23 protein-coding genes, 1 tRNA gene and 1 pseudogene are annotated in these 19,178 nt (G+C 68.2%); 6 read left to right on the top strand and 19 right to left on the bottom strand.

The features are described 5' to 3' along the window. Positions 1–481: 481 nt before the first annotated feature. Both ACIY1X_RS08700 and ACIY1X_RS08695 read left to right on the top strand, forming a co-directional pair. Positions 482–619 (top strand): hypothetical protein, encoded by a 138-nt coding sequence (locus ACIY1X_RS08700; protein ID WP_399679821.1) that lies wholly within the window; start codon positions 482–484, stop codon positions 617–619. 120 nt (positions 620–739) lie between these two features. Beyond that, a pseudogene (locus ACIY1X_RS08695) lies at positions 740–901 on the top strand (type II toxin-antitoxin system prevent-host-death family antitoxin); the annotation flags it as partial. 77 nt (positions 902–978) lie between these two features. On the opposite strand, the gene ACIY1X_RS08690 reads toward ACIY1X_RS08695, so the two are convergent. Together ACIY1X_RS08690 and ACIY1X_RS08685 are read right to left on the bottom strand one after the other, a co-directional pair. Further along, positions 979–1,926 (bottom strand): PDR/VanB family oxidoreductase, encoded by a 948-nt coding sequence (locus ACIY1X_RS08690; RefSeq protein ID WP_038212119.1) that lies wholly within the window; start codon positions 1,924–1,926, stop codon positions 979–981. A gap of 7 nt (positions 1,927–1,933) precedes the next feature. After that, a complete protein-coding gene (locus ACIY1X_RS08685; protein WP_038212117.1) occupies positions 1,934–2,758 on the bottom strand; it encodes an SDR family NAD(P)-dependent oxidoreductase in 825 nt (274 codons plus the stop codon). A gap of 104 nt (positions 2,759–2,862) precedes the next feature. On the opposite strand from ACIY1X_RS08685, the gene ltnD reads away from it, so the two are divergent. Beyond that, positions 2,863–3,750, top strand: a complete 888-nt coding sequence (gene ltnD / locus ACIY1X_RS08680) for an L-threonate dehydrogenase (RefSeq protein ID WP_038212115.1) — start codon at positions 2,863–2,865, stop codon at positions 3,748–3,750. A gap of 13 nt (positions 3,751–3,763) precedes the next feature. Here the strand turns inward: ltnD and ACIY1X_RS08675 are convergent, their stop codons facing one another. The 7 genes from ACIY1X_RS08675 to ACIY1X_RS08645 are packed head-to-tail and all read right to left on the bottom strand — an operon-like array spanning position 3,764 to position 10,352. After that, positions 3,764–4,720, bottom strand: a complete 957-nt coding sequence (locus tag ACIY1X_RS08675; protein ID WP_038212112.1) for a PDR/VanB family oxidoreductase — start codon at positions 4,718–4,720, stop codon at positions 3,764–3,766. Beyond that, positions 4,717–5,958 (bottom strand): Rieske 2Fe-2S domain-containing protein, encoded by a 1,242-nt coding sequence (locus tag ACIY1X_RS08670; RefSeq protein ID WP_399679819.1) that lies wholly within the window; start codon positions 5,956–5,958, stop codon positions 4,717–4,719. Before ACIY1X_RS08670 ends, ACIY1X_RS08675 begins: the two co-directional genes overlap by 4 nt. Then, positions 5,955–6,911, bottom strand: coding sequence for a branched-chain amino acid ABC transporter permease (locus ACIY1X_RS08665; protein ID WP_399679818.1), 957 nt, complete (start codon positions 6,909–6,911; stop codon positions 5,955–5,957). Before ACIY1X_RS08665 ends, ACIY1X_RS08670 begins: the two co-directional genes overlap by 4 nt. Further along, the gene (locus ACIY1X_RS08660; RefSeq protein WP_038212100.1) at positions 6,908–7,747 is read right to left on the bottom strand and encodes a branched-chain amino acid ABC transporter permease; all 840 of its coding nucleotides are present in this window, start codon (positions 7,745–7,747) and stop codon (positions 6,908–6,910) included. Before ACIY1X_RS08660 ends, ACIY1X_RS08665 begins: the two co-directional genes overlap by 4 nt. 2 nt (positions 7,748–7,749) lie before the next feature. Further along, positions 7,750–8,430 (bottom strand): ABC transporter ATP-binding protein, encoded by a 681-nt coding sequence (locus ACIY1X_RS08655; protein ID WP_038212098.1) that lies wholly within the window; start codon positions 8,428–8,430, stop codon positions 7,750–7,752. Further along, complete coding sequence (locus tag ACIY1X_RS08650; RefSeq protein WP_038212096.1) at positions 8,423–9,169, bottom strand: ABC transporter ATP-binding protein; 747 nt, start codon at positions 9,167–9,169, stop codon at positions 8,423–8,425. The genes ACIY1X_RS08655 and ACIY1X_RS08650 overlap by 8 nt, the downstream gene beginning before the upstream one ends. A 10-nt stretch (positions 9,170–9,179) precedes the next feature. Further along, the gene (locus ACIY1X_RS08645; RefSeq protein WP_399679817.1) at positions 9,180–10,352 is read right to left on the bottom strand and encodes an ABC transporter substrate-binding protein; all 1,173 of its coding nucleotides are present in this window, start codon (positions 10,350–10,352) and stop codon (positions 9,180–9,182) included. A 175-nt stretch (positions 10,353–10,527) separates the two neighbouring features. Here ACIY1X_RS08645 and ACIY1X_RS08640 point away from each other — a divergent pair, with 175 nt between their 5' ends. Then, positions 10,528–11,208: a TetR family transcriptional regulator gene (locus ACIY1X_RS08640; RefSeq protein ID WP_084217312.1), complete on the top strand. Its 681-nt coding sequence runs from the start codon at positions 10,528–10,530 to the stop codon at positions 11,206–11,208. A 120-nt stretch (positions 11,209–11,328) separates the two neighbouring features. Here ACIY1X_RS08640 and ACIY1X_RS08635 read toward each other — a convergent pair. Further along, positions 11,329–11,402, bottom strand: a tRNA-Gly gene (locus tag ACIY1X_RS08635). Positions 11,403–11,487: 85 nt separating this feature from the next. Continuing rightward, positions 11,488–11,985, bottom strand: a complete 498-nt coding sequence (locus ACIY1X_RS08630) for a DUF4917 family protein (RefSeq protein WP_051953990.1) — start codon at positions 11,983–11,985, stop codon at positions 11,488–11,490. A 38-nt stretch (positions 11,986–12,023) separates the two neighbouring features. On the opposite strand from ACIY1X_RS08630, the gene ACIY1X_RS08625 reads away from it, so the two are divergent. Together ACIY1X_RS08625 and ACIY1X_RS08620 are read left to right on the top strand one after the other, a co-directional pair. After that, complete coding sequence (locus tag ACIY1X_RS08625; RefSeq protein ID WP_399679816.1) at positions 12,024–13,007, top strand: IS5 family transposase; 984 nt, start codon at positions 12,024–12,026, stop codon at positions 13,005–13,007. A 132-nt stretch (positions 13,008–13,139) separates the two neighbouring features. Next, a complete protein-coding gene (locus ACIY1X_RS08620; protein ID WP_038215296.1) occupies positions 13,140–13,349 on the top strand; it encodes a hypothetical protein in 210 nt (69 codons plus the stop codon). Positions 13,350–13,360: 11 nt separating this feature from the next. On the opposite strand, the gene ACIY1X_RS08615 is transcribed toward ACIY1X_RS08620, so the two are convergent. The 8 genes from ACIY1X_RS08615 to ACIY1X_RS08580 all read right to left on the bottom strand — a co-directional run bounded on the left by ACIY1X_RS08615 (position 13,361) and on the right by ACIY1X_RS08580 (position 19,116). After that, on the bottom strand, positions 13,361–14,362 hold the full coding sequence (locus ACIY1X_RS08615) for a hypothetical protein (RefSeq protein ID WP_157008321.1): 1,002 nt from the start codon (positions 14,360–14,362) through the stop codon (positions 13,361–13,363). Between the two features lie 86 nt (positions 14,363–14,448). Continuing rightward, entirely contained in the window at positions 14,449–14,691 is a 243-nt protein-coding gene (locus ACIY1X_RS08610) for a hypothetical protein (RefSeq protein WP_157008319.1), read from the bottom strand. A 93-nt stretch (positions 14,692–14,784) separates the two neighbouring features. Beyond that, a complete protein-coding gene (locus ACIY1X_RS08605; protein ID WP_157008317.1) occupies positions 14,785–15,093 on the bottom strand; it encodes a hypothetical protein in 309 nt (102 codons plus the stop codon). 33 nt (positions 15,094–15,126) lie between these two features. Then, on the bottom strand, positions 15,127–15,417 hold the full coding sequence (locus ACIY1X_RS08600; RefSeq protein ID WP_157008315.1) for a hypothetical protein: 291 nt from the start codon (positions 15,415–15,417) through the stop codon (positions 15,127–15,129). 28 nt (positions 15,418–15,445) lie between these two features. Beyond that, positions 15,446–15,616, bottom strand: a complete 171-nt coding sequence (locus ACIY1X_RS08595; RefSeq protein ID WP_157008313.1) for a hypothetical protein — start codon at positions 15,614–15,616, stop codon at positions 15,446–15,448. Then, positions 15,613–16,617 (bottom strand): hypothetical protein, encoded by a 1,005-nt coding sequence (locus ACIY1X_RS08590; protein ID WP_399679815.1) that lies wholly within the window; start codon positions 16,615–16,617, stop codon positions 15,613–15,615. Before ACIY1X_RS08590 ends, ACIY1X_RS08595 begins: the two co-directional genes overlap by 4 nt. 55 nt (positions 16,618–16,672) lie before the next feature. After that, on the bottom strand, positions 16,673–16,984 hold the full coding sequence (locus ACIY1X_RS08585) for a hypothetical protein (RefSeq protein WP_038215289.1): 312 nt from the start codon (positions 16,982–16,984) through the stop codon (positions 16,673–16,675). Between the two features lie 56 nt (positions 16,985–17,040). Next, positions 17,041–19,116, bottom strand: coding sequence for a ParB/RepB/Spo0J family partition protein (locus tag ACIY1X_RS08580; protein WP_084217418.1), 2,076 nt, complete (start codon positions 19,114–19,116; stop codon positions 17,041–17,043). Between the last annotated feature and the right edge of the window lie 62 nt (positions 19,117–19,178).

Below are 19,178 nucleotides of genomic sequence, written 5' to 3'. Positions count from 1 at the left end.
GCACCCGCCTGGTCGAAGATCAGGCGCCCACGCCGGGGATGCCGGCGCCGATCGCGCGCATGCGAAGTGCTGCCCAAATTGGCCCCGACCGGCTGCATGGGTGGCCGCGGGAGTGCCCATGCGTAGACGGTGGACCGTCACCGTGGGATGCGACCGCCGCCAGCGGCCGAGCTGCCAAGCGAGGTCCCGCGGATCTGCCGCAGGCAGTTCCGCTGTCCCAGTGGGTGCCAAGCGCAGCGCCGGCGGGAGAGGGCTGGCCAGCCTTCTCCCTCAGAGGGCAAGCGCAGCGCGCAGCGACGGCCCGCCGGCGCGAAGGCGTCAGCCGAGCGCAGCGAGGGAAGGATGGAAGCCCGCAAGGGGCGAGACAAGCCGACAGGCGCAGGCTCGATGCAAAGCACGACAGCCCGGCCGGCCTGGCCGGGACCGCCCTAGGGAGATCCTGAACAAGTGGTATGCGAAGGGGCAGGAGAAGTCGGGCCAGATGAAGCAGCTGGCGGAGAACATGGGCGAGCAGGCGCGCGAGCGCACCGAACCCGGCGGCTACCCGCAAGGCGGCGGCATGCCCGGCGGCAACACGCCGATGCCGGCGGACAAGCGCCACGAGGCCGAAGGCGGCTGAACGTTCGCGTGTCCGAACCAGGCCCCGCGCGTCAGGGACGCCGGGGCTTGCTCTCGTGCACTCCATGGCGTCCGAAACTATTACATTAACCGTTAATGCATTCTTTAACGGAAGAAGACCATGGGTGTGCGAGCCGCAGACGTTGTCCCGATCAGTGAAGCTCGTGCCAGGTTGACGGAACTGGCCGAGGATGTCGTCGGCCGCGGCAGCGAGAAGGTGCTGACGAAAAACGGCGCGAGCTATGTTGCGCTCGTCGATGCCCGGAAGCTGGACTATTACCACGCGTGAGGTCGATGTTGTCCTTCTCCGCGCGGGACAGGACGGCGACGGGCTTCTCTTCGTTCATCTTCATGGCTTACTCACAGGTCCAACAACAATTCGGGGGAAGCCGCGCCGGAGCAGCAGATCATGAGGCTCCGGTTGGCGGCGCGTTCCGCGGGCGAAAGCACCAGATCGCGGTGGTCGGGTATGCCTTGCAGGACGGTCGTCTCGCAGGCTCCGCAGATGCCCTGCTCGCAGGCGGCGGGCACGTCGATGCCGGCCTGGCGCAGCACGTCGAGGATGCTGCTGCCGGGCGGCACGACCAGGCTCCTGCCGCTGCGCGCGAGCCGCACGGCGAAGCCGCCGGGCGCCGGCTCGGTGTCGGCGGAGAAGCGTTCCAGGTGCACCCGCTGCGCCGGCACGCCGGCGCAGGCCTGCTGGAAGGCATCGATCATCGCGGTGGGGCCGCAGCAGTAGAAATGGGTGCCGGGCGACGCGCTGCGCACGATGGCGTGGAGGTCCGGGCGCGGGCTGTCTTCGTCGGCGAAGCTCAGGGCGATCCGCCCGGCCTCCACGTGCCGCGCCATGCCTTGCAGCAGCGCCGCGCCGGAGCGCCGGCGCGCGCGGTAGTGCATCTGCCAGTCGCGGCCCAGCTCGTCGAGGCGCTGGGCCATGGCCCACAAGGGCGTCACGCCGATGCCGCCCGCGATCAGCACGTTGCCGTGCTCGCCCTCGTCCAGCGCGAAGTGGTTGCGCGGCCTGGCGACGCGCAGCAGGGTCCCCGGCCGGGCCTCGTCGTGCAGCCAGGCGGAGCCGCCGCGGCTGGCCGGCTCGCGCAGCACGGCGATCTGGTAGCGCTCCGTGGCGCCCCTTCCGCCGAGCAGCGAGTAGCTGCGGCAGATCTTGCCGGGCAGCTCGATGTCGATGTGCGCGCCCGGCGCATACGAGGGCAGCTCGCCGCCCTGCACCGGCCGCAGGTCGAACTGCGCGATGCCTTGCGCGAGCGGCGAGACGGCGTCGACGCGCACGCTGAGCCAATCGTCCATGGCCGCCTCAGGCCGCCTGCGCCTGGGCCGGCGCGGGGGCATGCTTCTGGTTCCACGCCACGGAGCTATAGGCGCAGCCGGTGATGGCCGTGCCTGGCTGGCTGGCCAGGTGCAGCACCACGGGCACCACCTCGCCCGGCTCGCCCAGCTTCATGTGCAGGCCCAGCTTGCGGCGGCCCTCCTCCATCTGGTCGACGCCGGTGGTGCGGATCGCGCCGGGAAACACCACGTTCACGGCCACGCCGTGCTCGCGCAGTTCCTCGGCCAGGTAGAAGCTCAGGTTGCTGAAGGCCGCCTTCGAGGCGTCGTACGGTTGGTTCAGGCGCAGGTGCGGCCCCATGGACCAGCGCTCGCCGTCGTGGGCGTAGCCGACCCCGCCCTTGGCCGAGATGTTGATGACGTGGCCGCGCTGGCGCTCGATCATGGGGCGGACGAAGGCGCGCGTGATCCGCATCTGCCCGACCACGTTGACGCTGAACATCCGCTCCCACTGCGCGTCCGTCACGTCCAGGACGGCGCAGGCGCCATCGGCCGGGAAGAAGTCGCGTTGCCGCATGGCGGCGTTGTTGACGAGGACGGTGGGCGCGCCGAAGCGTTGCAGCGTGGCGTCCAGCGCCGCGGCCACCTGCGACTCGGAGAGGATGTCGCAGGACAGCGGCAGCGCGCGCGGGTGGGCGTTCAGCTCGCGGTAGTACGGGTCGGCTTCGTCCCAGCGCAGATCCAGCGCGACGAGCTGGCCGCCCTGTGCGAGGACGGCCTGGGCAATGGCCTGGCCGATGCCCCGCGCGGCGCCGGTGACGACGATGACTTGGTCGGAAAGAAGGGATGGCATGGGCCCTTACCATAGCGATCGCAACCCGGGCGAAACAGCCGCAGCTTTGGCATAGCGATAGCTCCAGGGCATCACTTTGCGGCAGCCCCTGGGGAGGAGAACACATGGAAAAGAAGGCGGGCCTGATCGGTCTCGGCGCCATGGGCGCCGGCATGGCGAAGACGCTGCGCACGCGCGGCTACGAAGTGCACGTGTGCGACGTCCGCCCCGGCGTCGCGTCAACCTTCGCCAAGGACGGCGGCGTGGCCCACGCGACGCCGGCCGAAGTGGCTCGCGCCTGCCAGGTCGTCGTCAGCGTGGTCGTCAACGCGCAGCAGACGGAAGAAGTCCTCTTCGGCCAGGACGGCGCCGCCGCCGCGATGGGCCCCGGCAGCGTGTTCGTCATGTGTTCCACCGTCGACCCGAACTGGTCGATCGCCCTGGAAGCGCGCCTGAACGCGCTGGGCATCCACTACGTCGATGCGCCCATCTCCGGCGGCGCCGCCAAGGCGGCCAGTGGCCAGATGACGGTGATGAGCGCTGCCAAGCCCGAGGCCTACGCCGCCGCCGACGCCGTGCTCGACGCCATGGCCGGCAAGGTCTATCGCCTGGCCGACCGCGCCGGCGCCGGCAGCAAGGTGAAGATCATCAACCAGCTGCTCGCCGGCGTGCACATCGCCGCCGCCGCCGAAGCCATGGCCCTGGGCCTGCGCGAGGGCGTCGCGCCCGAGGCGCTGTACGAGGTGATCACGCACAGCGCCGGCAACAGCTGGATGTTCGAGAACCGCATGGCCCACGTGCTGGCCGGCGACTACACCCCGCTGTCGGCCGTGGACATCTTCGTCAAGGACCTGGGGCTGGTGCTCGACACGGCGCGCGCCACCAAGTTTCCGCTGCCACTCGCGTCGACCGCGCACCAGATGTTCATGCAGGCGTCCACCGCCGGCCACGGGCGGGAGGACGACAGCGCGGTGATCAAGATCTTCCCCGGCATCACGCTGCCGGGGAAGTGACGCGCAGCGCGCCTCAGAGGTCGAGCGTGAGGCGCGTGCCGCAGGCGCGCGAGACGCACACCATCATCGTCTGGCCGCTGCGGCGCTCCTCCTCGGACAGGAGCCCGTCGCGGTGGTCGACCGCCCCGTCCAGGACGCGCGTCTCGCACGAACCGCAGATGCCTTCCCGGCACGACGTGGGAACGAACACGCCGGCCTCGTCGAGCACGTCGGCGATGCTTCGATCCGCTGGCACATCGAGGGTCCTGCCGCTGCGCGCCAGCACCACCGAGAACGGCTGCGCGGCGGCCTGTGCCGCGACGGGCGCGCTGAAGCGTTCGATCCGCGGCGCCGGTCGCCCCGCCCTGGCGCAGCCCTCCTCGACCGCCTCCAGCAGCCCTTGGGGACCGCAGCAGTAGACCGCGGCCGCCGGCGCCGACTGCAGGCAATCGGCGACCGGCAGGAAGCCTCGCTCGTCGACCGGGAACAGGTGGACGCCCTCGCCTGCATCACCCAGCTCCTGGACGAACGCCATCGAGCCGCGGCTGCGACCACCGTAGAACAGCCGCCAGCGCGCGCCCTGCGCCCGGGCCTGCGCGATCATCGGGAGCAGCGGCGTGATGCCGATGCCGCCGGCGATGAACAGGTACTCGCCGGCCGGGTCCAGGCGGAAATGGTTCCTCGGCCCGCGAACGTCGAGCGACGCCCCCGGCCGCAGCGCGCCGTGGATGTAGCGGGACACGCCCCGCCCCTCCGGCTGGTGCAGGATCCCGAGGCGCCACGTCGGCGCGCCCAGCGGACCGCACAGCGAATACTGCGCGGTGCCGACGCCGTCGATGATCACGTCGATGTGCGCTCCCGGCTCCCAGGCCGGCAACGGCGCGCCCGTGGGGTCGGCCAGTTCGACCGAGAGGACATCGCACGCCTCCAGGCGCATGCCACGGACCAGGACGCGCCGGGTCTCGCCGTCGGCCGTGCGCGCGACGCTCATGCCCGGCGCGCCTTGTACAGGCTGCCGTGGGCCAGCAGCGCCTGGAACTCCTGCTCGGACACGATCTCCTCGGCGATCTCCACTTCGACCACGTGATCGGCCGGCGCACCGCGCACCACGCCGCGCGGGTCCTCGCCCCGCGCCACGGCATCGATGCACTCCTTGATGATGCGCCGCGACTTCATCACGCCGCGGTCGGACGAGGCGAGATGCTCGAGCTCGCGCGGCTGCAGCCTGCCCTGGCTCGCCTGGGTGAGCGTGTCCTGGCGCAGGATCACCGTGGCCCCCTTGGCGCCCCCCGAGAAATAATCCGGATAGGCCGGCGTTCCCGGCCGGATGTATTCCTGGAACGGCTGCGGCACCGGCATCTCGTAGAGGGTGGGATCGGCGTCGTAGTTGAACGGCGTCGGCCGGCCGTCCGCGTCGAAGGGCGCGAACACGACTTCCCATTCCACCGAGTTGTAGTCGTCCATCGGCACCACCCAGACGCAGCGGATCGTCGACGGTCCCTGGATCGTCTTCTCGGTCGTGTCCGGGATCGGCACCTTCATGCCGTTGGGCGCGAAGAAGTGCACTTCGCGGACGTAGCGCGTGCCCTGCTCGGGGCCGTCGCGCACGGCCACCGCGATCGAGCCCAGCTCCGTGTCGAAGTAGTGGCACTCCGGCGGCTGCAGCCAGGGCTGCACTTCCCGGTGCAGCACCGTGGTGTGCGTCGGGTCCTGGTGGTTGTCCACCATCTGGAGCCAGTTGGAAGGCACGTAGCGCGCGAAGGCGGGGCGGCGCGTGCCGTTGCTGGCGACCAGCACGTCCAGCCGCGGCAGCATGGGCGCCGGCGCCGGCCCCATGTACGCGAAGATCAGGCCGCCCAGTTCCTCAATCGGGTAGCTCACCTGGCGGATGCGGTCCTTGAAGCGGCTTTCGGCCGGCTCGCAGGGCTGGTCCAGGCATTGCCCGGAAGGAGAGAACAGCCAGCCGTGGTACGGGCAGCGCAGGCCCTGCTGGTCGACATAGCCGGCCGCCAGCGACGCGCCCCGATGGGGGCAGCGCGAGTCGATCAGACCGCACTCGCCATCGGGCTTGCGGAACAGCACCAGCTCTTCGCCGAGCACCTTCACCAGCTTGGGCGTGTCGCGCAGGTCGGCGCTGACGCCGACGGGGTGCCAGTAGCGGCGCAGCATGCGGCCGCCGGGGGTGTCCGCGCCGACGCGGGTGAGTTCTTCGTTTTCTTCGACTTTCATTGCAAGGACCCGGAAGGGGAAGAGGGTTGGAAGGCCGGCGCGCGGCGCCGGAAGCGGAACAGGGACACGACGCCACGCGGCGCCCACAGCACCATGGCGACGAAGCTCAGGCCGAGCAGCAGCGGGTACCAGGTCGAGGTGCTCAGGATCTGCTTCAGCGACATGAACAGCGCCGCGCCCAGCACGGGCCCGAACAGCGTCTGCAGGCCACCGAGCAGCACCCAGATCACCACCTCGTTGGACAGCGCGGGGCCCACGAGGTCGGCCGACAGCGTGCGCACCAGCAGCGCGTACAGCACTCCGGCGATCCCGGCGATCAGGGCGGACGCCAGCGTCACCAGCAGCTTCACCGCATTCACGTCGTAGCCCAGGGCTTCGACGCGCCGCTCGTTCGACTTGATCGCCAGCAGCAGCAGGCCGAAGTTGGAGCGCACCAGGGCCCGCGCCCCGAGGTAACAGGCCACCGCCACGGCGGCGACGATGGCGTAGCCCAGCTTCGGCGGCAGCGCCGCGAACGAGCGGTTGCGCGGCAGCAGCAGGCCGTCCTCGCCGCCGGTCAGGCCGGTCGCGGCCAGCACGAAGGTGAAGAATGCGAACGAGGCCAGCAGCGTCACGATGATGTAGCCCGTGCCGCCGGTGCGCAGGGCGAAGTAGCCCACCAGCACCGCCAGCAGCACCACGGCCAGCAGGGCCGCCGCGATCGCGAGCGCGAAGCTGTCCTGCCGCAGCAGCACGATGCTGAAGGCGTACGCCGGCACGCCGAAGAAGACGGCGTGGCCGAAACTCGGCAAGCCCGTGTAGCCCAGCAGCAGGTCCAGCGACACCGCGAACAGGCCCCAGATCAGCAGCTCGGTGGCGATGTAGACGCCGAAGCGCGACAGGAACAGCGGCACGGCGAGCAGCACCAGCGCGAGCAGCGCCAGCACGCGGCCGGAAAGCACCGGGGCGTTCATGCCCGCACCCCGGCGCGCCGCCAGATCACGATGGACATCAGCAGCAGCAGCGTGAGCAGCGAGGCGAACGTCGGCTTCATGCCGAGCGACAGCACCGACTGCATCACGCCGGCCAGCAAGCCTGCCAGCAAGGTGCCGCGCACGTTGCCCATGCCGCCGACCACCACCACGACGAAGGCCATGATGAGGATCTCCAGCCCCATGTGCGGATAGGCGCTCGTCACCGGCAGCATGAAGGCGCCGGCCAGGCCGGCGAGCCCCGCGCTGATCACGCTCACGAGGAAGTAGACCTTCCAGGTGGAGACGCCGACGACCGAAGCCGCCTCCTCGTTGCTGGCGATCGCGCGGATCAGGATGCCCTGGCGCGAGCGCGCCAGGAACACGCTCAGCAGCGCGATCATCGCCAGGCCCAGCGCCATCACCAGCACGCGGTACTTGCCGCCCAGGAAAGGCAGCGTTCCTTCGAGCGGCAGGTCGACCAGCTTGAAGTCTTCGCCGAAGACGTGCTGCGCCAGTTCGCGCAGCACGTAGCCGATGCCCAGCGTCAGCAGCGCCCAGCGCAGCGGGCCGGAGCCGAGCATGCGGCGGAAGAACATCATCAGGATGCCGCCGCCGATCAGGCCGGTGGCGATTGCCGACAGCACCACCGCCAGCCAGAAGTTGCCGAGCCAGCCCTGGAACACCCAGGCCAGGTAGGCGCCGAGCATGTAGAACTCGCCGTGGCTCAGGTTGACGATGTGCAGGATGCCGAAGACCAGGCTCAGGCCCAGCGCCGTGAGGGCGATCGTCGTCCCCACCAGCAGGCCGTTCGTGAGCTGGATGCCGAGTTGCTCCATGTTCAGATTCCCAGGAAGCGTTCCGCTTCCGCCGCGCCGAGCGTGTCGGCGGTCGCTTCGACGCGACCGTTGTTCATGAGATAGACGCGCGTGGACAGCTGCCGCAGCAAGGCGAGGTTCTGCTCCACGAGCACCACGCAGGCGCCGGCGCCGGCCAGCTCCGCGATCACGCCGCCGATCTCGTCGACGGCCTTGGGCATGAGGCCCTCCGTGGGCTCGTCGATCAGGTAGATCGACGGCTCCAGCAGCATGATCCGCGCGAAGGCGAGCAGCTTGCGCTCGCCGCCGCTCAGCGACCCGGCCACCTGCGCGCGCCGCTCGGCCAGCCGGCCGAAGCGCTTGTAGGCGAGTTCGACCTTGCGCACGTCCAGCCGGTTCGCATACAGCGGGACGAGCAGGTTCTCTTCCACCGTCAGGTCCGGGCAGATCTCGCGCTGCTGCGCGACGTAGCCGATGCCGCGCCGCGAGGCCAGCGCCGGCGCGGGGGTGATCGTCTCGCCGCGCACGCGCACCTCGCCGCCGTGCACGTCCACCAGCCCCATGATGGCCTTCAGCGTGGTCGTCTTGCCCACGCCGTTGCGGCCGACCAGGCTCACGACCTCGCCGCCGACGGCGGCCAGGTCGACCCCGTGCACCACGCGCGACGCGCCGTAGCCGGCCTCCAGCCCGCGAACTTCAAGCATGCGCGGCCTCCTTGTGCAGGTAGGCGGCGCGTACCGCCGCATGGGCGCGCACTTCCTGCGGCGTGCCTTCGGCGAGGATCTCGCCGTTGTGCAGCACCGTCACGCGGTCCGCCAGCGCCATCACCATGTCGATGTCGTGCTCCACGAACACGATGGCCTTGTCGCGCGCCAGTTCGCGGATCACGTCGGCGAGCTCGGCGCGCTCCTGCGTCGTCAGGCCCGCCATGGGCTCGTCCAGCAGGAGCAGCCGGCTCTCGTTGGCGAGCGCCAGCGCGATCTCCAGCCGCTTCTGGATGCCGTGCGCCAGCGAGCTCGTCTCGACCTCGGCCCAGCTGCCCAGCCGCCATTGCTGCAACAACGCGTGCGCCTGTTCCCGCACACGGCGGCGGCCCGCGGGCAGGACCCATTCGCGCCACGGCAGGTCGCGCTGCACGGCCAGTTCCGCCGCCTGCAGGCAGGTCAAGCCCTCGAACAGGCGGACCACCTGGTAGGAGCGACCGATGCCCAGGCGGGCGCGGCGATGGACCGGGAGCGCCGTGATGTCGCGTCCATCGAGCCAGATGGAGCCGCCCACCGGGCGCGTGGCGCCGGCCAGCAGGTTCAGCAAGGTGCTCTTGCCCGCCCCGTTGGGGCCGATCAAGGCGTGGACGCTGGCGGGCCGCACCTGGAGCGCGACATTCCGGAGCGCATGGAAGCTCCCGAAGCGCTGCGACAGCGCCCGGGTTTCGAGCAGGTACATGGAAGCGCGCTTACTTGATGCGGACCACGTCCGACGCGGGGATCTGCTGGATCACCTGCTCGGTGCCGCCGCGCACGGTGCCGATGTAGAGCGGGCTGATGCCCTGCCGGTCTTCCTTGCGGACCTTCAGCGGGCCGCCGGGGAACTGCACGCTGGCCGGCACGTCCAGCGTCTCCAGGGCGGAGATCAGCTTGTCGGTGTCGTCGCGGCCGCGGAAGCCGGACTTCTCGATGGCCTTCAGCAGCGCGTTGGTGGAGACATAGGACTCGTAGCCGTTCAGCGGGATGGGGTCGCCGGATGCGCCCCGGTAGGCCTTCTGGAAGGCGCGGTTCTCGGGCGTGTCCAGCGGGCCGTTGGCTTCACGCAGGTAGCCGCCGATGTAGGCGAGGCCTTCGGTCGCTTCCGGCAGCTTGGCGAACACTTCCGGGATCACCAGCGACTGCATGCCGGCGAGCTTCATCTTCTTGCCCAGGCCTTGCGAGAGCGCCTCCTGCAGGGCGAGCGTCGCGTCGCGGCCGGCGAAGACGAAGTACACGCCGTCGGCCGAGCGGTCGACCCGGCTCACGTAGGCCGCCATGTCGGTGGCGCCGAAGGGCACGCCCACCGAGCCGACCACGTTGCCGCCGGCTTCCTTGAACGCGGCGAGCCCCGATTGGCCGTAGGCCGTGTCGGAGTACATCACGTACCAGCGCTTGCCGACGTTCTGGGACAGCCAGGACACGAAGGCGACGTTGCGCTGCTTGTTGCTCGCATGGATGCGGAAGGCGTACTTGTTGATGCGGTCCGGCGCGTTGAACTCGTCGACCCAGCAGCCGCTGGCGACCAGGTAGGCCAGCTTGGCCTCGCGGGCGAACTGCTGCATGGACAGGCACTCGGCGCTCGACAGGCCGCCCATGAGGACGTCCACGCCCTCGCGGGTGTCGAGCTCGCGGGCGTAGCGGATGGCGTCGGCCACCTTGGCCGCCGAATCGCGCTCCACCACCTTGAACGTCACGCCCTTGAGCGCCGGATTCGTTTTCGCGCCTTCGAGCGCCAGGTCCATGCCGCGGCGCGCCGCCTTGCCCAGCGCCGCGAACGGGCCGGTCTGCGGGTTGACGAAGCCGATCGTGATCTCGGCGGCGCGCGCCGCGGGCGCGAACGCGATGCCGGCCAGCAGCGAAGCGGTCGCGGCGAAGAGCGCCAAGGTTCTCGGCAGGGAGGGGGCCATCATTTCTCCTGTGGTGGCTGTTTTGAAAGTGCCTTCTTACATACTACGCTGCAATCTGGCCCCCACCGAGCCCGTGTTTTCCCTAATTACCTCGGGATTGGCCCGATCTCTTTTCTGTTAGCGCCTACCTACAATCGCGGGTGGAGGAGCCATGCAAGAGAAACGTCCATCCGCGCGGCGCGCAGCCCCTGCGCCCACGGCGAAGCCGGTGGGCCGCCCGAGAACGGGGGCGCGCGAAGCCATCGTTGCCGCCGCCGTCGGCGAGTTCGCCCAGGAGGGATTCGGCGGGGCGCGCATCGAGCGCATCAGCAAGGGCGCGAACACCAGCGACCGGATGCTCTACTATCATTTCGAGAGCAAGGAAGCCCTCTTCCTCGCCGCGCTCGAAAAGGTGCATGAAGACATCATCGAAGCCGTCTCGCGCATCGAGCTGCGCCAGCTCGACCCGCGCGACGGCATGAAGCGCTTCATCGCCTTCCTCTGGCGCTACTACCAGGAGCACCCGGAGTTCATCAGCCTGGTGAACTCGGAGAACCTGCACGGCGCCCGGCATGTGCGGGACTCGAAGCGGATCCGCGGCAGCTCGGGGGCGCTGCTATCGGTGCTGGAAGACCTGATGTCGCGCGGCGTGGCCGCGGGTCACTTCCGCCGGGACGTGACGATCACGGAGGTGCACCTGACCATCGTGTCGCTGTGCTACTACTACCTGTCGAACTCGGCGACCATGTCGCACTTCCTGGGGTTCGACATGCTGCAGGCGGAGGCGAAGGACGCGTGGCTGGGGTATATCTCGCGGCTGGTGCTGGATTTTTTGGGGGAGAGGGTGGGATAGCGGGAAGGGGCTGCGCTGGGGCTACTGCTCCGTGGACCGCTCGCAAGGGATATGGGAGGAACCGAGCCGTTGAACGCCGCCGTCGTGCAGCGGCACTGGCCCTAAGACGCAGTGGTCCACTGGAGCGGGCGATGGGAATCGAACCCACGTCTTGAGCTTGGGAAGCTCAGGTCCTGCCATTGAACGACGCCCGCGGTTCAGCCGCGCATTGTAGCGGTTTGCCGCTTCGATTCGCCCGTGCTGGGGCGACTTCCTCCTCGACGGCTAGAGTGCCGTGGGCTACTGCCAGACGGGCGCGGTCCTGGCGTCGAATGTATGCACCTTGGCGTGAAACACCTTTTCAATCTCAGCGACTCGCGCCTTATCGATATCCGAATACACGCCGATGTACACGCTCCACAACTTGGGCGCGCTCTTCGACAAGTAGTGTGCGGCGCGGTTTAGAGCTTCAAGAATGTGCAAGTCGTACTCGCCAAATCCAAATCCCAACGTGATCACCGAGCCATCTACTTCGCATAGGGCGTCGTAGCAGTGAGACAGGTAGGGGTTGTGCCGGATCTGAGCCAGTTTCTCATCCCCATTGCCTGCGGTCACGAATATGGGGTACTCCTCCTTCTCGATTCTCTGGCTGATCTTCTCAAGCAGGTAACCCTCAACCGGGTCGTATTGCTCCTTGATCACCTGCGTCCCAGTGTCGAAGAGTGGAAGCGCCCCGTGTAAGTAGAAGATGTTCTGCTTGGTGGCGTTAGGGAAGGTCTGAACAAGTCCACCGATCATGCCGCGGCGCGTTGAATAGCGCAAAGGAGCCTGCGCGAATGAGCCAGATCAGTTTTGCGGACGCGGAGTACGCCGGCAAGCGGAAGAAGACCCGGCGCGAGGTGTTCCTGGAGGAGATGGAGCAGGTGGTGCCGTGGAAGGTGCTGCTCAAGATCATCGAGCCGCACTACCCAGTGGCCGGCCGCGGCCGCAGGCCGTACGCGCTGGAGTCGATGCTGCGGGTGCACCTGATGCAGAACTGGTTTGCCCTGAGCGACCCGGCGATGGAGGAAGCGCTGTATGAGATCGCCTCGCTTCGCAGCTTCGCGCATTTGAGCCTGAACGAGCCGATTCCGGATGAGACGACGATCCTGAACTTCCGGCACCTGCTGGAGGCGAACGACCTGGCGGACGACATCTTCAAGGCGGTCAACGCGCTGCTGGCGCGCAAGGGCCTGCTGCTCAAGCGCGGCAGCATCGTGGACGCCACCATCATCGCGGCGCCCAGCTCGACGAAGAACGCCGAAGGAGAACGCGACCCGGAGATGCACCAGACCAAGAAGGGCAACCAGTGGTTCTTCGGGATGAAGGCGCATATCGGGGTGGACGCCGACAGCGGCCTGGTGCACACGGTCACCGCCACGGCGGCCAACGAGGCCGACGTCGAACAGGTGGCCGATCTGCTGCATGGCAAGGAAGAACAGGTGTGGGCCGACTCCGGCTACCGCGGCGCTCCGAGCCGCGTGGGCCGCGACGATCTGCAGTGGCACATCGCGGCCAGACCGAGCGACATCGCCAAGATGCCCGAAGGCCGCGCCAAGGCCAAGGTCCAGAAGCAGGAACATCGGAAGGCCAGCGCGCGCGCGAAGGTGGAGCACCCGTTTCGCGTCATCAAGCGCCAGTTCGGATTGGTGAAGGTGCGCTTCCGCGGGCTGGCCAAGAACACCGCGCACGTGGTGACCCTGTTCGCGCTGTCGAACCTGTGGATGGCGCGAAAGCAGTTGATGGCCATGACGGGAGTGGTCCGTCCGAAAACAGCGTGAGGCGAGGAAATGAGGTCGAAATCGCCTGAAAACGCGAGTCAGACGCGGCACTGCCTGATCACGCGCCCACTTGATGCGCCAGGCGTGCGCTTGAATCGGCCTTGTTCAGACCTTCCCTAGACTTCAACCCGCATGATGATCTTCTGTAGGTTCGAGAACGGCCACCGCACAGGCCTCGACGCCGGCGACGATGCCGAGGCTGTCGGCTACGCCCGCGGCCTGGCCAGCGCGGCACTCTGCCTGGGCACGCGCGCGTGGGTCACCACCAGCCTGCCAGACGAGGAAGGGCCGGACAACGACGGATGGCTCACCCCCGAGGCCTGGCTGGAGCTGAACACCTGAGCGGCGCGCGGCTACCGAACCGCCCTGACCACGGCAGGCGCATCCGCCATGTCCTCGATGCCGACCGGGATCGGCGGCATCCAGCGCACCTCACGCGGCCGTAGCGCCAGGTCAACGCGGTGTGACCCCAGGACGTAGGTGTGCCAGTGCGGACGGCGCACGTGGGGCGCCGGCGAAGGCCTGCCGGCTATGTCGGCGTCATGATGGTCCCCCCGCGCAGCCTCGTAGGCGATGCGAAGCGCCGCGCCGAGGCGCAGGCCCACGTCCCAAAGCGCGGGCCGCTCCGCCGGAAACAACCGCTCTCCGCCGCGGCGGGTGCGCACCGGCGCCGGCGGCGCCGGCCAGCCAGGCTGCCCACCCCGGGTCAGCTCGGCACCGGCCGAGCAGACGTAGAGCAGCAGCGACAGGATCGGCTGCATGATTCCGGCCAGGTGGCGGCGCAGTTCATCATCGGCAGAGTGGTACGTGCTGCGCACCGATTCAAGAAGGGAGTCACCCTCCAGCTTGACGCTGAGGCCGAGCATCGCGCGCTCGTCCCCCATCGCTTCCGGCGCGTGCGCGGTGTTCAGCAGCATCGAGAGGAAGAACGGGGAAGTCTCAGTCGCTCCACCTGGCTCAAGTAAGCACCACACGCCATGCGCGGGCCCGCGGAAGGTCTGCATCCCATCCAGTTCCACGTAGATGCACCAGCCAGGCAGGCGGCGAAGCACATCCACCGGCAGGGCCGCATCGAGCTGCGTTTCAGCGAGGGCGGCGCGCAGCGTCGGATCGAAGCGAAGAATGGTCTTGGTCATCCGCCACGCGGCCAGCGCCGTCACCTTGGCGGCCAGGGCAGGGCGTTCACCGACGAGAGGGAACGCAACGGCGGTGGGTGCATAGCACCAGGCCGGCCAGGGCTGCTGTTCGCGGTAGGTATCACGCAACTGCTCATGCCGGCGCCACACGTCGTTCACGATGCTCGGCAGACGATCCAGCGCGAGCAATGCCGGATGCGCCGAAGACGGCTTTTCCACGAATCTCTCCCTTGCTTTCTATGAGCACCGACGCGAATCCACGTCGATGCAAGCTACAGCCGCCCACCCGATCCCGGCGAACGCTGCTACCTCCCGTTGCGCAAGGCACGCCCCTTAGACCATGCGCGCCAGACGTTGAAAACGCCAATCACGAAACTCACGACAGATGGCCAGATGCCCAGATCAAAGGCGACCGTAAAGTCCGCGTGGGTCGGTGCCGGTGCATAGTTGGCAAAGCCAATGACACCAGCGACGATTAAGATGATTCCGGCAATGAACTGAACAAAGTGCCAGCGCAAGACAAACGCCAGCGTGCTGGGTGCTTTCATTGAAATTCTCCCTTCGATAACGCACTGTTTGGATTTTGACGCCACTCGGCCCAAAGTAGACCGTGGTTCCACGCTGCTCTATGGGCCAATTTCTTAGCCGCTGTAATACAGCCAAAACTCCCTCAGCACGTAGAAGCCGAGCGCGGCGACGGCGAGAAATTCGAGCGCGGCGGCCGCGAGCGCTGCGAGCATCGATCCGCGACGCTTCGCCGAGATGCTGACAAGCAGCCCCGTGGCAAACGCGCCTGCAGCCCCGACAAAAAGCACCGCGACCTTGATGGGGCCAGGCATGGGCTCACCAGGCGCCGTCAGCGCTGCACACAGCAGCAGCGCAAGCACGGCCATGATCGTGGCCGCCAGGCTCACAAGCCACCCTTTGTTTTCTTGAATGAACTTTTCCATGAAGAACTCCCTTGTGATTTGAATTGGAACCGATCAGGCGTCCTCGCCTGAGCGGTCAGGTGCGCGAAGCGCCGATACCCATCGGCTTCGCTTCGCCGTCGTGCGTGCCTTCCATGTCTCGGTGGAGGAGGGGGCCGAGCGGGTCGTTTCCTCGACCCGATGCGTGCCCTGTCCATAGAGGTCGTTGCCGGCGTCCGCCAGCGCCTGCAGATGCCGCAGCGCATCGGGTGAGTGCGGCATCCACTTCTGCGCGCGAGCGCCGGCCGAGCCCTCCGGCAAGGCGACGGACGCCGACAGGCGGATGAAGCGCAAGGGCTGACGCATGGACGCGCGGATTCTGGCGCAGGCACGGCTAGTCGGCCCAGGTCAGGACAGGCACGCCAGGGAGCTTCACGGGCAGCAGCCACCCCTCGGTCAGCAGCCGGCGGATGTAGGCGCCGGCGGCCTCGCCAGAACGCCGGCCAGGCGCGCCGCGATTGGCAGGCTGCAGCGCAGCCGCCGGCGACGAGATCTGTCGGCTCATGGCAGTGCCCCGCATGCCCTGCGGTCCAGGGCGTTGTCCACCTGCAGCTGCTCGGCGGCGATGGCGATGAACCGGGCGCGCCTGGTGCGGCGCACGGTGAAGTTCTCGTCCACCACGCCATTGAGGCGCGCCCAGTGGTTCCAGGCGAAGGAGCGGCCGAGTCCCACAGTCGTTTTCGTGCTCGGGAAGCTGGGCGCATCGCGCACCATCGCCTCCCAGTCGTCGCCGAAATCCACGTCGTCGAACCGGCTGTGCCGTCCGGTGAGGGCGCGACGCTCGACATGCAGGGCCCTGTCCATCAGCTCGGGATGGTGGCCGGCCAGCCAGAACAGCTCCCAGGGCCGCGAGGCCGGGCAGAAGAAGCACGCCGACTTGATCGGCACCATGTCGGCGCCGAGATGGTCTTCGATGGCCCGCACACAGTCGGCGCGGCTCCAGCCGGCCAGTTGGAGCGGGTAGCAGTATTCGCAGGGTCCGAGGGCCCGGCCCGCTGCGGCCGCCCGCCGACGGTCGGCCTTCCCGCAGTCGTAGCCGATCAGCTTGACGATGCGCTGCCCGCGCGCCTGGGCATGCCGCCACAGCGGATGCGCAGACCTGCGCGCCGGCCCCCGGCTCACGCCGATCAGGAACTGGTCCTGCGGCTGCTGCTTCCACTTGATCGAGCAGGACTTCAGGCCGAAGGCCAGCGAGGGCAGTGTTTCGTTGGCGAGGCAGTTGCCTTCGAGGTCGTCGTAGGGCGTCGTGGACAGCGTGGCCTTGCGGCACACATCGACGGTTGGCCAACCCCATTCGCGCAGCAGGGCCTGTATCCGCGCCAGGTGGGCCCAGGTCGGAGGCTTCTCGCCTCCCGTGTCGGCGAAGGTGATGACGCTCGGCCGCAGGCCGGCGAGGCGCAGCAGGACGAGCATGGCGGTGGAATCGACGCCGGCGCCGAAACACAGGGCCAGCGGACGGCCGAGGAGGGCCGACCGCACAGCGCTGCGCTGCGCGTCGGTGAGCATGAGGGACATGGCTATCTCCGGGAAAGGGTGAGGGCTGGGGGCGGGGTGCGTGCAGTCACCATGACCCGCCGCCCTTGGCCAGCGCCGTCATGCAGTCCTCGCAGTCGCAGGGCACGATGGCCCGCAACTGCCGCAGCATGTCGGCCACGGTGGGTTCGATCAGCGTGTGGCAGCAGTCGTCCGACATGCACCAGCCCGGCCGCAGCAGCACGTCGTAGGCAAAGCCGTCTGGCCGTTCGGTGCAATAGCCGCCGCCGGCGTGCAATTCGAATACCCGGTCTGCATGGGCATCGCACCATGCCCGCAGCGTGGCGGGAGGTGTGTCGCCGGAGTAGCGCACGCTCGGGCGCTTCTTGTCGTTGTTCATGGGTGTCCTCGGCCGTGGGCGAGAAGCGCCGCAGCGCGAGGCTGCGGCTGCTTCGATCAGCCCTGCTCGTCCTCGTCTTCTTCCTGGCCGTCTTCCTCGAACTCTTCCCGCAGGACGGGCATCGGGTACGGCTGCAGGGTGGAGGGGAGCCAGCGACGGCCATCCAGCAGTGAGGCGGTCGCGGCGATGGCATCGGCCTTCTTCATCTTCTCGATGGGCTGTGCGGCTTGGGCGCCCACACACTCCGTCACGGCCTCGACCATCTTGGACTTGGGCACATGGCCCAGGTAGTTCTCGATGCTCGGATACCACCAGTCGGCCATGTCCACGCCGAGGGCTGATTCGATGCCCTGCGCAAGATCGAAGCCGCCACGCGGGTGCTTGCGCACCGGATCGGGCGACTGCACGCTGTAGGCGCGGGCCACCGAGCGGGCCAGCAAGCTCAGCAGGTCCGGGACCGCCATCGCCAGCAGATGGGCGAACAGGTCGGAACTCTCGCCGGGCAGCGATGCCAGCAGGGCGTCGGCCTCCTTCAACACGCCTGCCGCCTTCGTCCCGTCGAAGTCCGCCGCGTTGCGCTCCACGTGGTGGGTGTTATCGGCAAAGCGCACATCCAGGGGAGAGGACTGCCAGGGCTGACGCTCGCGCAAGATCAGCGTGTGCAGCAGCGCAGCCAGCGCACTCACCGGGTTCTGCGAAAGGCTCGCGGCCACGGCGGCAGTACGGTGGGCCGTCATGTTCTGGCACAGGGCCGCGCTGTACTCCGCGCGCTCCTTCGGCGCCGGGCTGGAGGCGGAAAGGGCCTCGGCAGCAGCCGCAGCGCCTTCGTCCCCGTTCTTGGCCGCAGCAACGATGGCCTTGCGGTCCTCGGGGCGCACCAGACCCTCGGTGACGCACAGTGTGCCGTCCGAATCGATGGACAACACCACGCCGGCCGTCGCCTTCTGCTCGGGCTTCCAGACCCGCAGCACATCCTGCATGGCGCTCAACTGGTCCACCAGTTGCTCGGCCTGCTCTTCCAGGCTGTCGTGTTCCGCCTGCTGTTCGTCCGTCCAGACCCCTTCCTCGTCGGTTTCGGAGTCGTAGGCCGTCAGCGCCTCCAACTCGTCCAGGCGCTCGTTCAGTCTGTTGATGCTGGCCTGCAGGTCGTCCATCGCAGCCGCCTCCTGCTTCGACGGCTTGGCCGACTCGCAGTGCAGACGGGCGAAGTGGGAGCGGTCGGCCGAAGTGAAGTGCATCCGCACCTCAGCCCACTTCCAGCCAGCCTCTTCCAAGGCCGTCGCCTCGGCTTCCAGGCGTTCCGCCGCCAGCCGGTTCAGCAGCGCACCGTCCTGCAGGAACACGGCATCGCTCTCGGAGAACAGGTCCTCGCGCAGCGTGCCGCCTGCCTCCCGGTACTTGTCCAGGCCGACGAAGACCGCCAGTGGCTCCGACGCCTTGATTTCCTCCTTCGTCAGCGCGGCACGGATGCTGTACGCGCTGCGGCTGTACTGGGGCAGCGATTCCCACACCGCCTGCTGACGCTCATGGTCGGACGTGAGGGCCAGGGCCTGCAACTGCCCCTGTTCGATCTTGCCCTCGCGGTACAGGTCGATGAACATCGGCGCCAGGTTCGCCAGCGCTAGCCGTCGCTCCACCGTCAGCACCGACACCCCGAAGGCAGCGGCGACCTGACCCGCCGTCTTGCCCTCGTCCACCAGCTTCTTGAAGGCCACCATCTGGTCGGCCGGATGCATGACCTCCTGAGCGAAGTTCTCGGTCAGGCTCACCGCCACCCCGCGCGACACGTCGAACACAAGGCACTGCACCGGGGCATCCTTCGCCATCCGGCCTTGCTTGACCAGCCAATGCAACGCGGCCAGCCGGCGACCACCCGCCACCACGCCGAAGGTTTCACCCTTTGTGCCCTTGCGCTTCTCCGGCACCACGCACAGGCGGTACAGCAACCCTTGCGCCTCGATCGTCGCGGCCAACGCCGGGATGGTTTCCGTGTTGCGCACCTTGCGCACGTTCCGCTCCGAGAGGAACAGGCTGTTCAGCGGGATCGACCGCTCCTGGCCTTGTTCCACCGGCACCACCTCGCCATCGACCTCCACCACCACGTCACGATCCGTTGCGTCAAAAGCTGCCATGAGATTTCTCCATTCAAGCCAACCGGGTTCCAAGATTCCGAGCCCATCAACATCTGAGGTTC

Source organism: Xenophilus sp. (genome assembly GCF_044462705.1).
In the GTDB taxonomy this organism is placed as follows: domain Bacteria; phylum Pseudomonadota; class Gammaproteobacteria; order Burkholderiales; family Burkholderiaceae_C; genus Xenophilus; species Xenophilus azovorans.
Note: the sequence above shows the minus strand (reverse complement) of the source record. Positions and strands in the feature narration are given on the sequence as shown.

Excerpts from the sequence above, each read along its gene's own strand:
- ACIY1X_RS08685 (WP_038212117.1), bottom strand. The coding sequence starts at position 2,758 with ATGCCATCCCTTCTTTCCGACCAAGTCATCGTCGTCACCGGCGCCGCG.
- ACIY1X_RS08690 (WP_038212119.1), bottom strand. The coding sequence starts at position 1,926 with ATGGACGATTGGCTCAGCGTGCGCGTCGACGCCGTCTCGCCGCTCGCG.
- ACIY1X_RS08655 (WP_038212098.1), bottom strand. The coding sequence starts at position 8,430 with ATGCTTGAAGTTCGCGGGCTGGAGGCCGGCTACGGCGCGTCGCGCGTG.
- ACIY1X_RS08610 (WP_157008319.1), bottom strand. The coding sequence starts at position 14,691 with ATGAAAGCACCCAGCACGCTGGCGTTTGTCTTGCGCTGGCACTTTGTT.
- ACIY1X_RS08670 (WP_399679819.1), bottom strand. The coding sequence starts at position 5,958 with ATGAAAGTCGAAGAAAACGAAGAACTCACCCGCGTCGGCGCGGACACC.
- ltnD (WP_038212115.1), top strand. The coding sequence starts at position 2,863 with ATGGAAAAGAAGGCGGGCCTGATCGGTCTCGGCGCCATGGGCGCCGGC.
- ACIY1X_RS08650 (WP_038212096.1), bottom strand. The coding sequence starts at position 9,169 with ATGTACCTGCTCGAAACCCGGGCGCTGTCGCAGCGCTTCGGGAGCTTC.
- ACIY1X_RS08620 (WP_038215296.1), top strand. The coding sequence starts at position 13,140 with ATGATGATCTTCTGTAGGTTCGAGAACGGCCACCGCACAGGCCTCGAC.
- ACIY1X_RS08665 (WP_399679818.1), bottom strand. The coding sequence starts at position 6,911 with ATGAACGCCCCGGTGCTTTCCGGCCGCGTGCTGGCGCTGCTCGCGCTG.
- ACIY1X_RS08585 (WP_038215289.1), bottom strand. The coding sequence starts at position 16,984 with ATGAACAACGACAAGAAGCGCCCGAGCGTGCGCTACTCCGGCGACACA.
- ACIY1X_RS08630 (WP_051953990.1), bottom strand. The coding sequence starts at position 11,985 with ATGATCGGTGGACTTGTTCAGACCTTCCCTAACGCCACCAAGCAGAAC.
- ACIY1X_RS08700 (WP_399679821.1), top strand. The coding sequence starts at position 482 with ATGAAGCAGCTGGCGGAGAACATGGGCGAGCAGGCGCGCGAGCGCACC.
- ACIY1X_RS08605 (WP_157008317.1), bottom strand. The coding sequence starts at position 15,093 with ATGGAAAAGTTCATTCAAGAAAACAAAGGGTGGCTTGTGAGCCTGGCG.
- ACIY1X_RS08600 (WP_157008315.1), bottom strand. The coding sequence starts at position 15,417 with ATGCGTCAGCCCTTGCGCTTCATCCGCCTGTCGGCGTCCGTCGCCTTG.
- ACIY1X_RS08580 (WP_084217418.1), bottom strand. The coding sequence starts at position 19,116 with ATGGCAGCTTTTGACGCAACGGATCGTGACGTGGTGGTGGAGGTCGAT.
- ACIY1X_RS08675 (WP_038212112.1), bottom strand. The coding sequence starts at position 4,720 with ATGAGCGTCGCGCGCACGGCCGACGGCGAGACCCGGCGCGTCCTGGTC.
- ACIY1X_RS08625 (WP_399679816.1), top strand. The coding sequence starts at position 12,024 with ATGAGCCAGATCAGTTTTGCGGACGCGGAGTACGCCGGCAAGCGGAAG.
- ACIY1X_RS08640 (WP_084217312.1), top strand. The coding sequence starts at position 10,528 with ATGCAAGAGAAACGTCCATCCGCGCGGCGCGCAGCCCCTGCGCCCACG.
- ACIY1X_RS08590 (WP_399679815.1), bottom strand. The coding sequence starts at position 16,617 with ATGCTCACCGACGCGCAGCGCAGCGCTGTGCGGTCGGCCCTCCTCGGC.
- ACIY1X_RS08660 (WP_038212100.1), bottom strand. The coding sequence starts at position 7,747 with ATGGAGCAACTCGGCATCCAGCTCACGAACGGCCTGCTGGTGGGGACG.
- ACIY1X_RS08595 (WP_157008313.1), bottom strand. The coding sequence starts at position 15,616 with ATGAGCCGACAGATCTCGTCGCCGGCGGCTGCGCTGCAGCCTGCCAAT.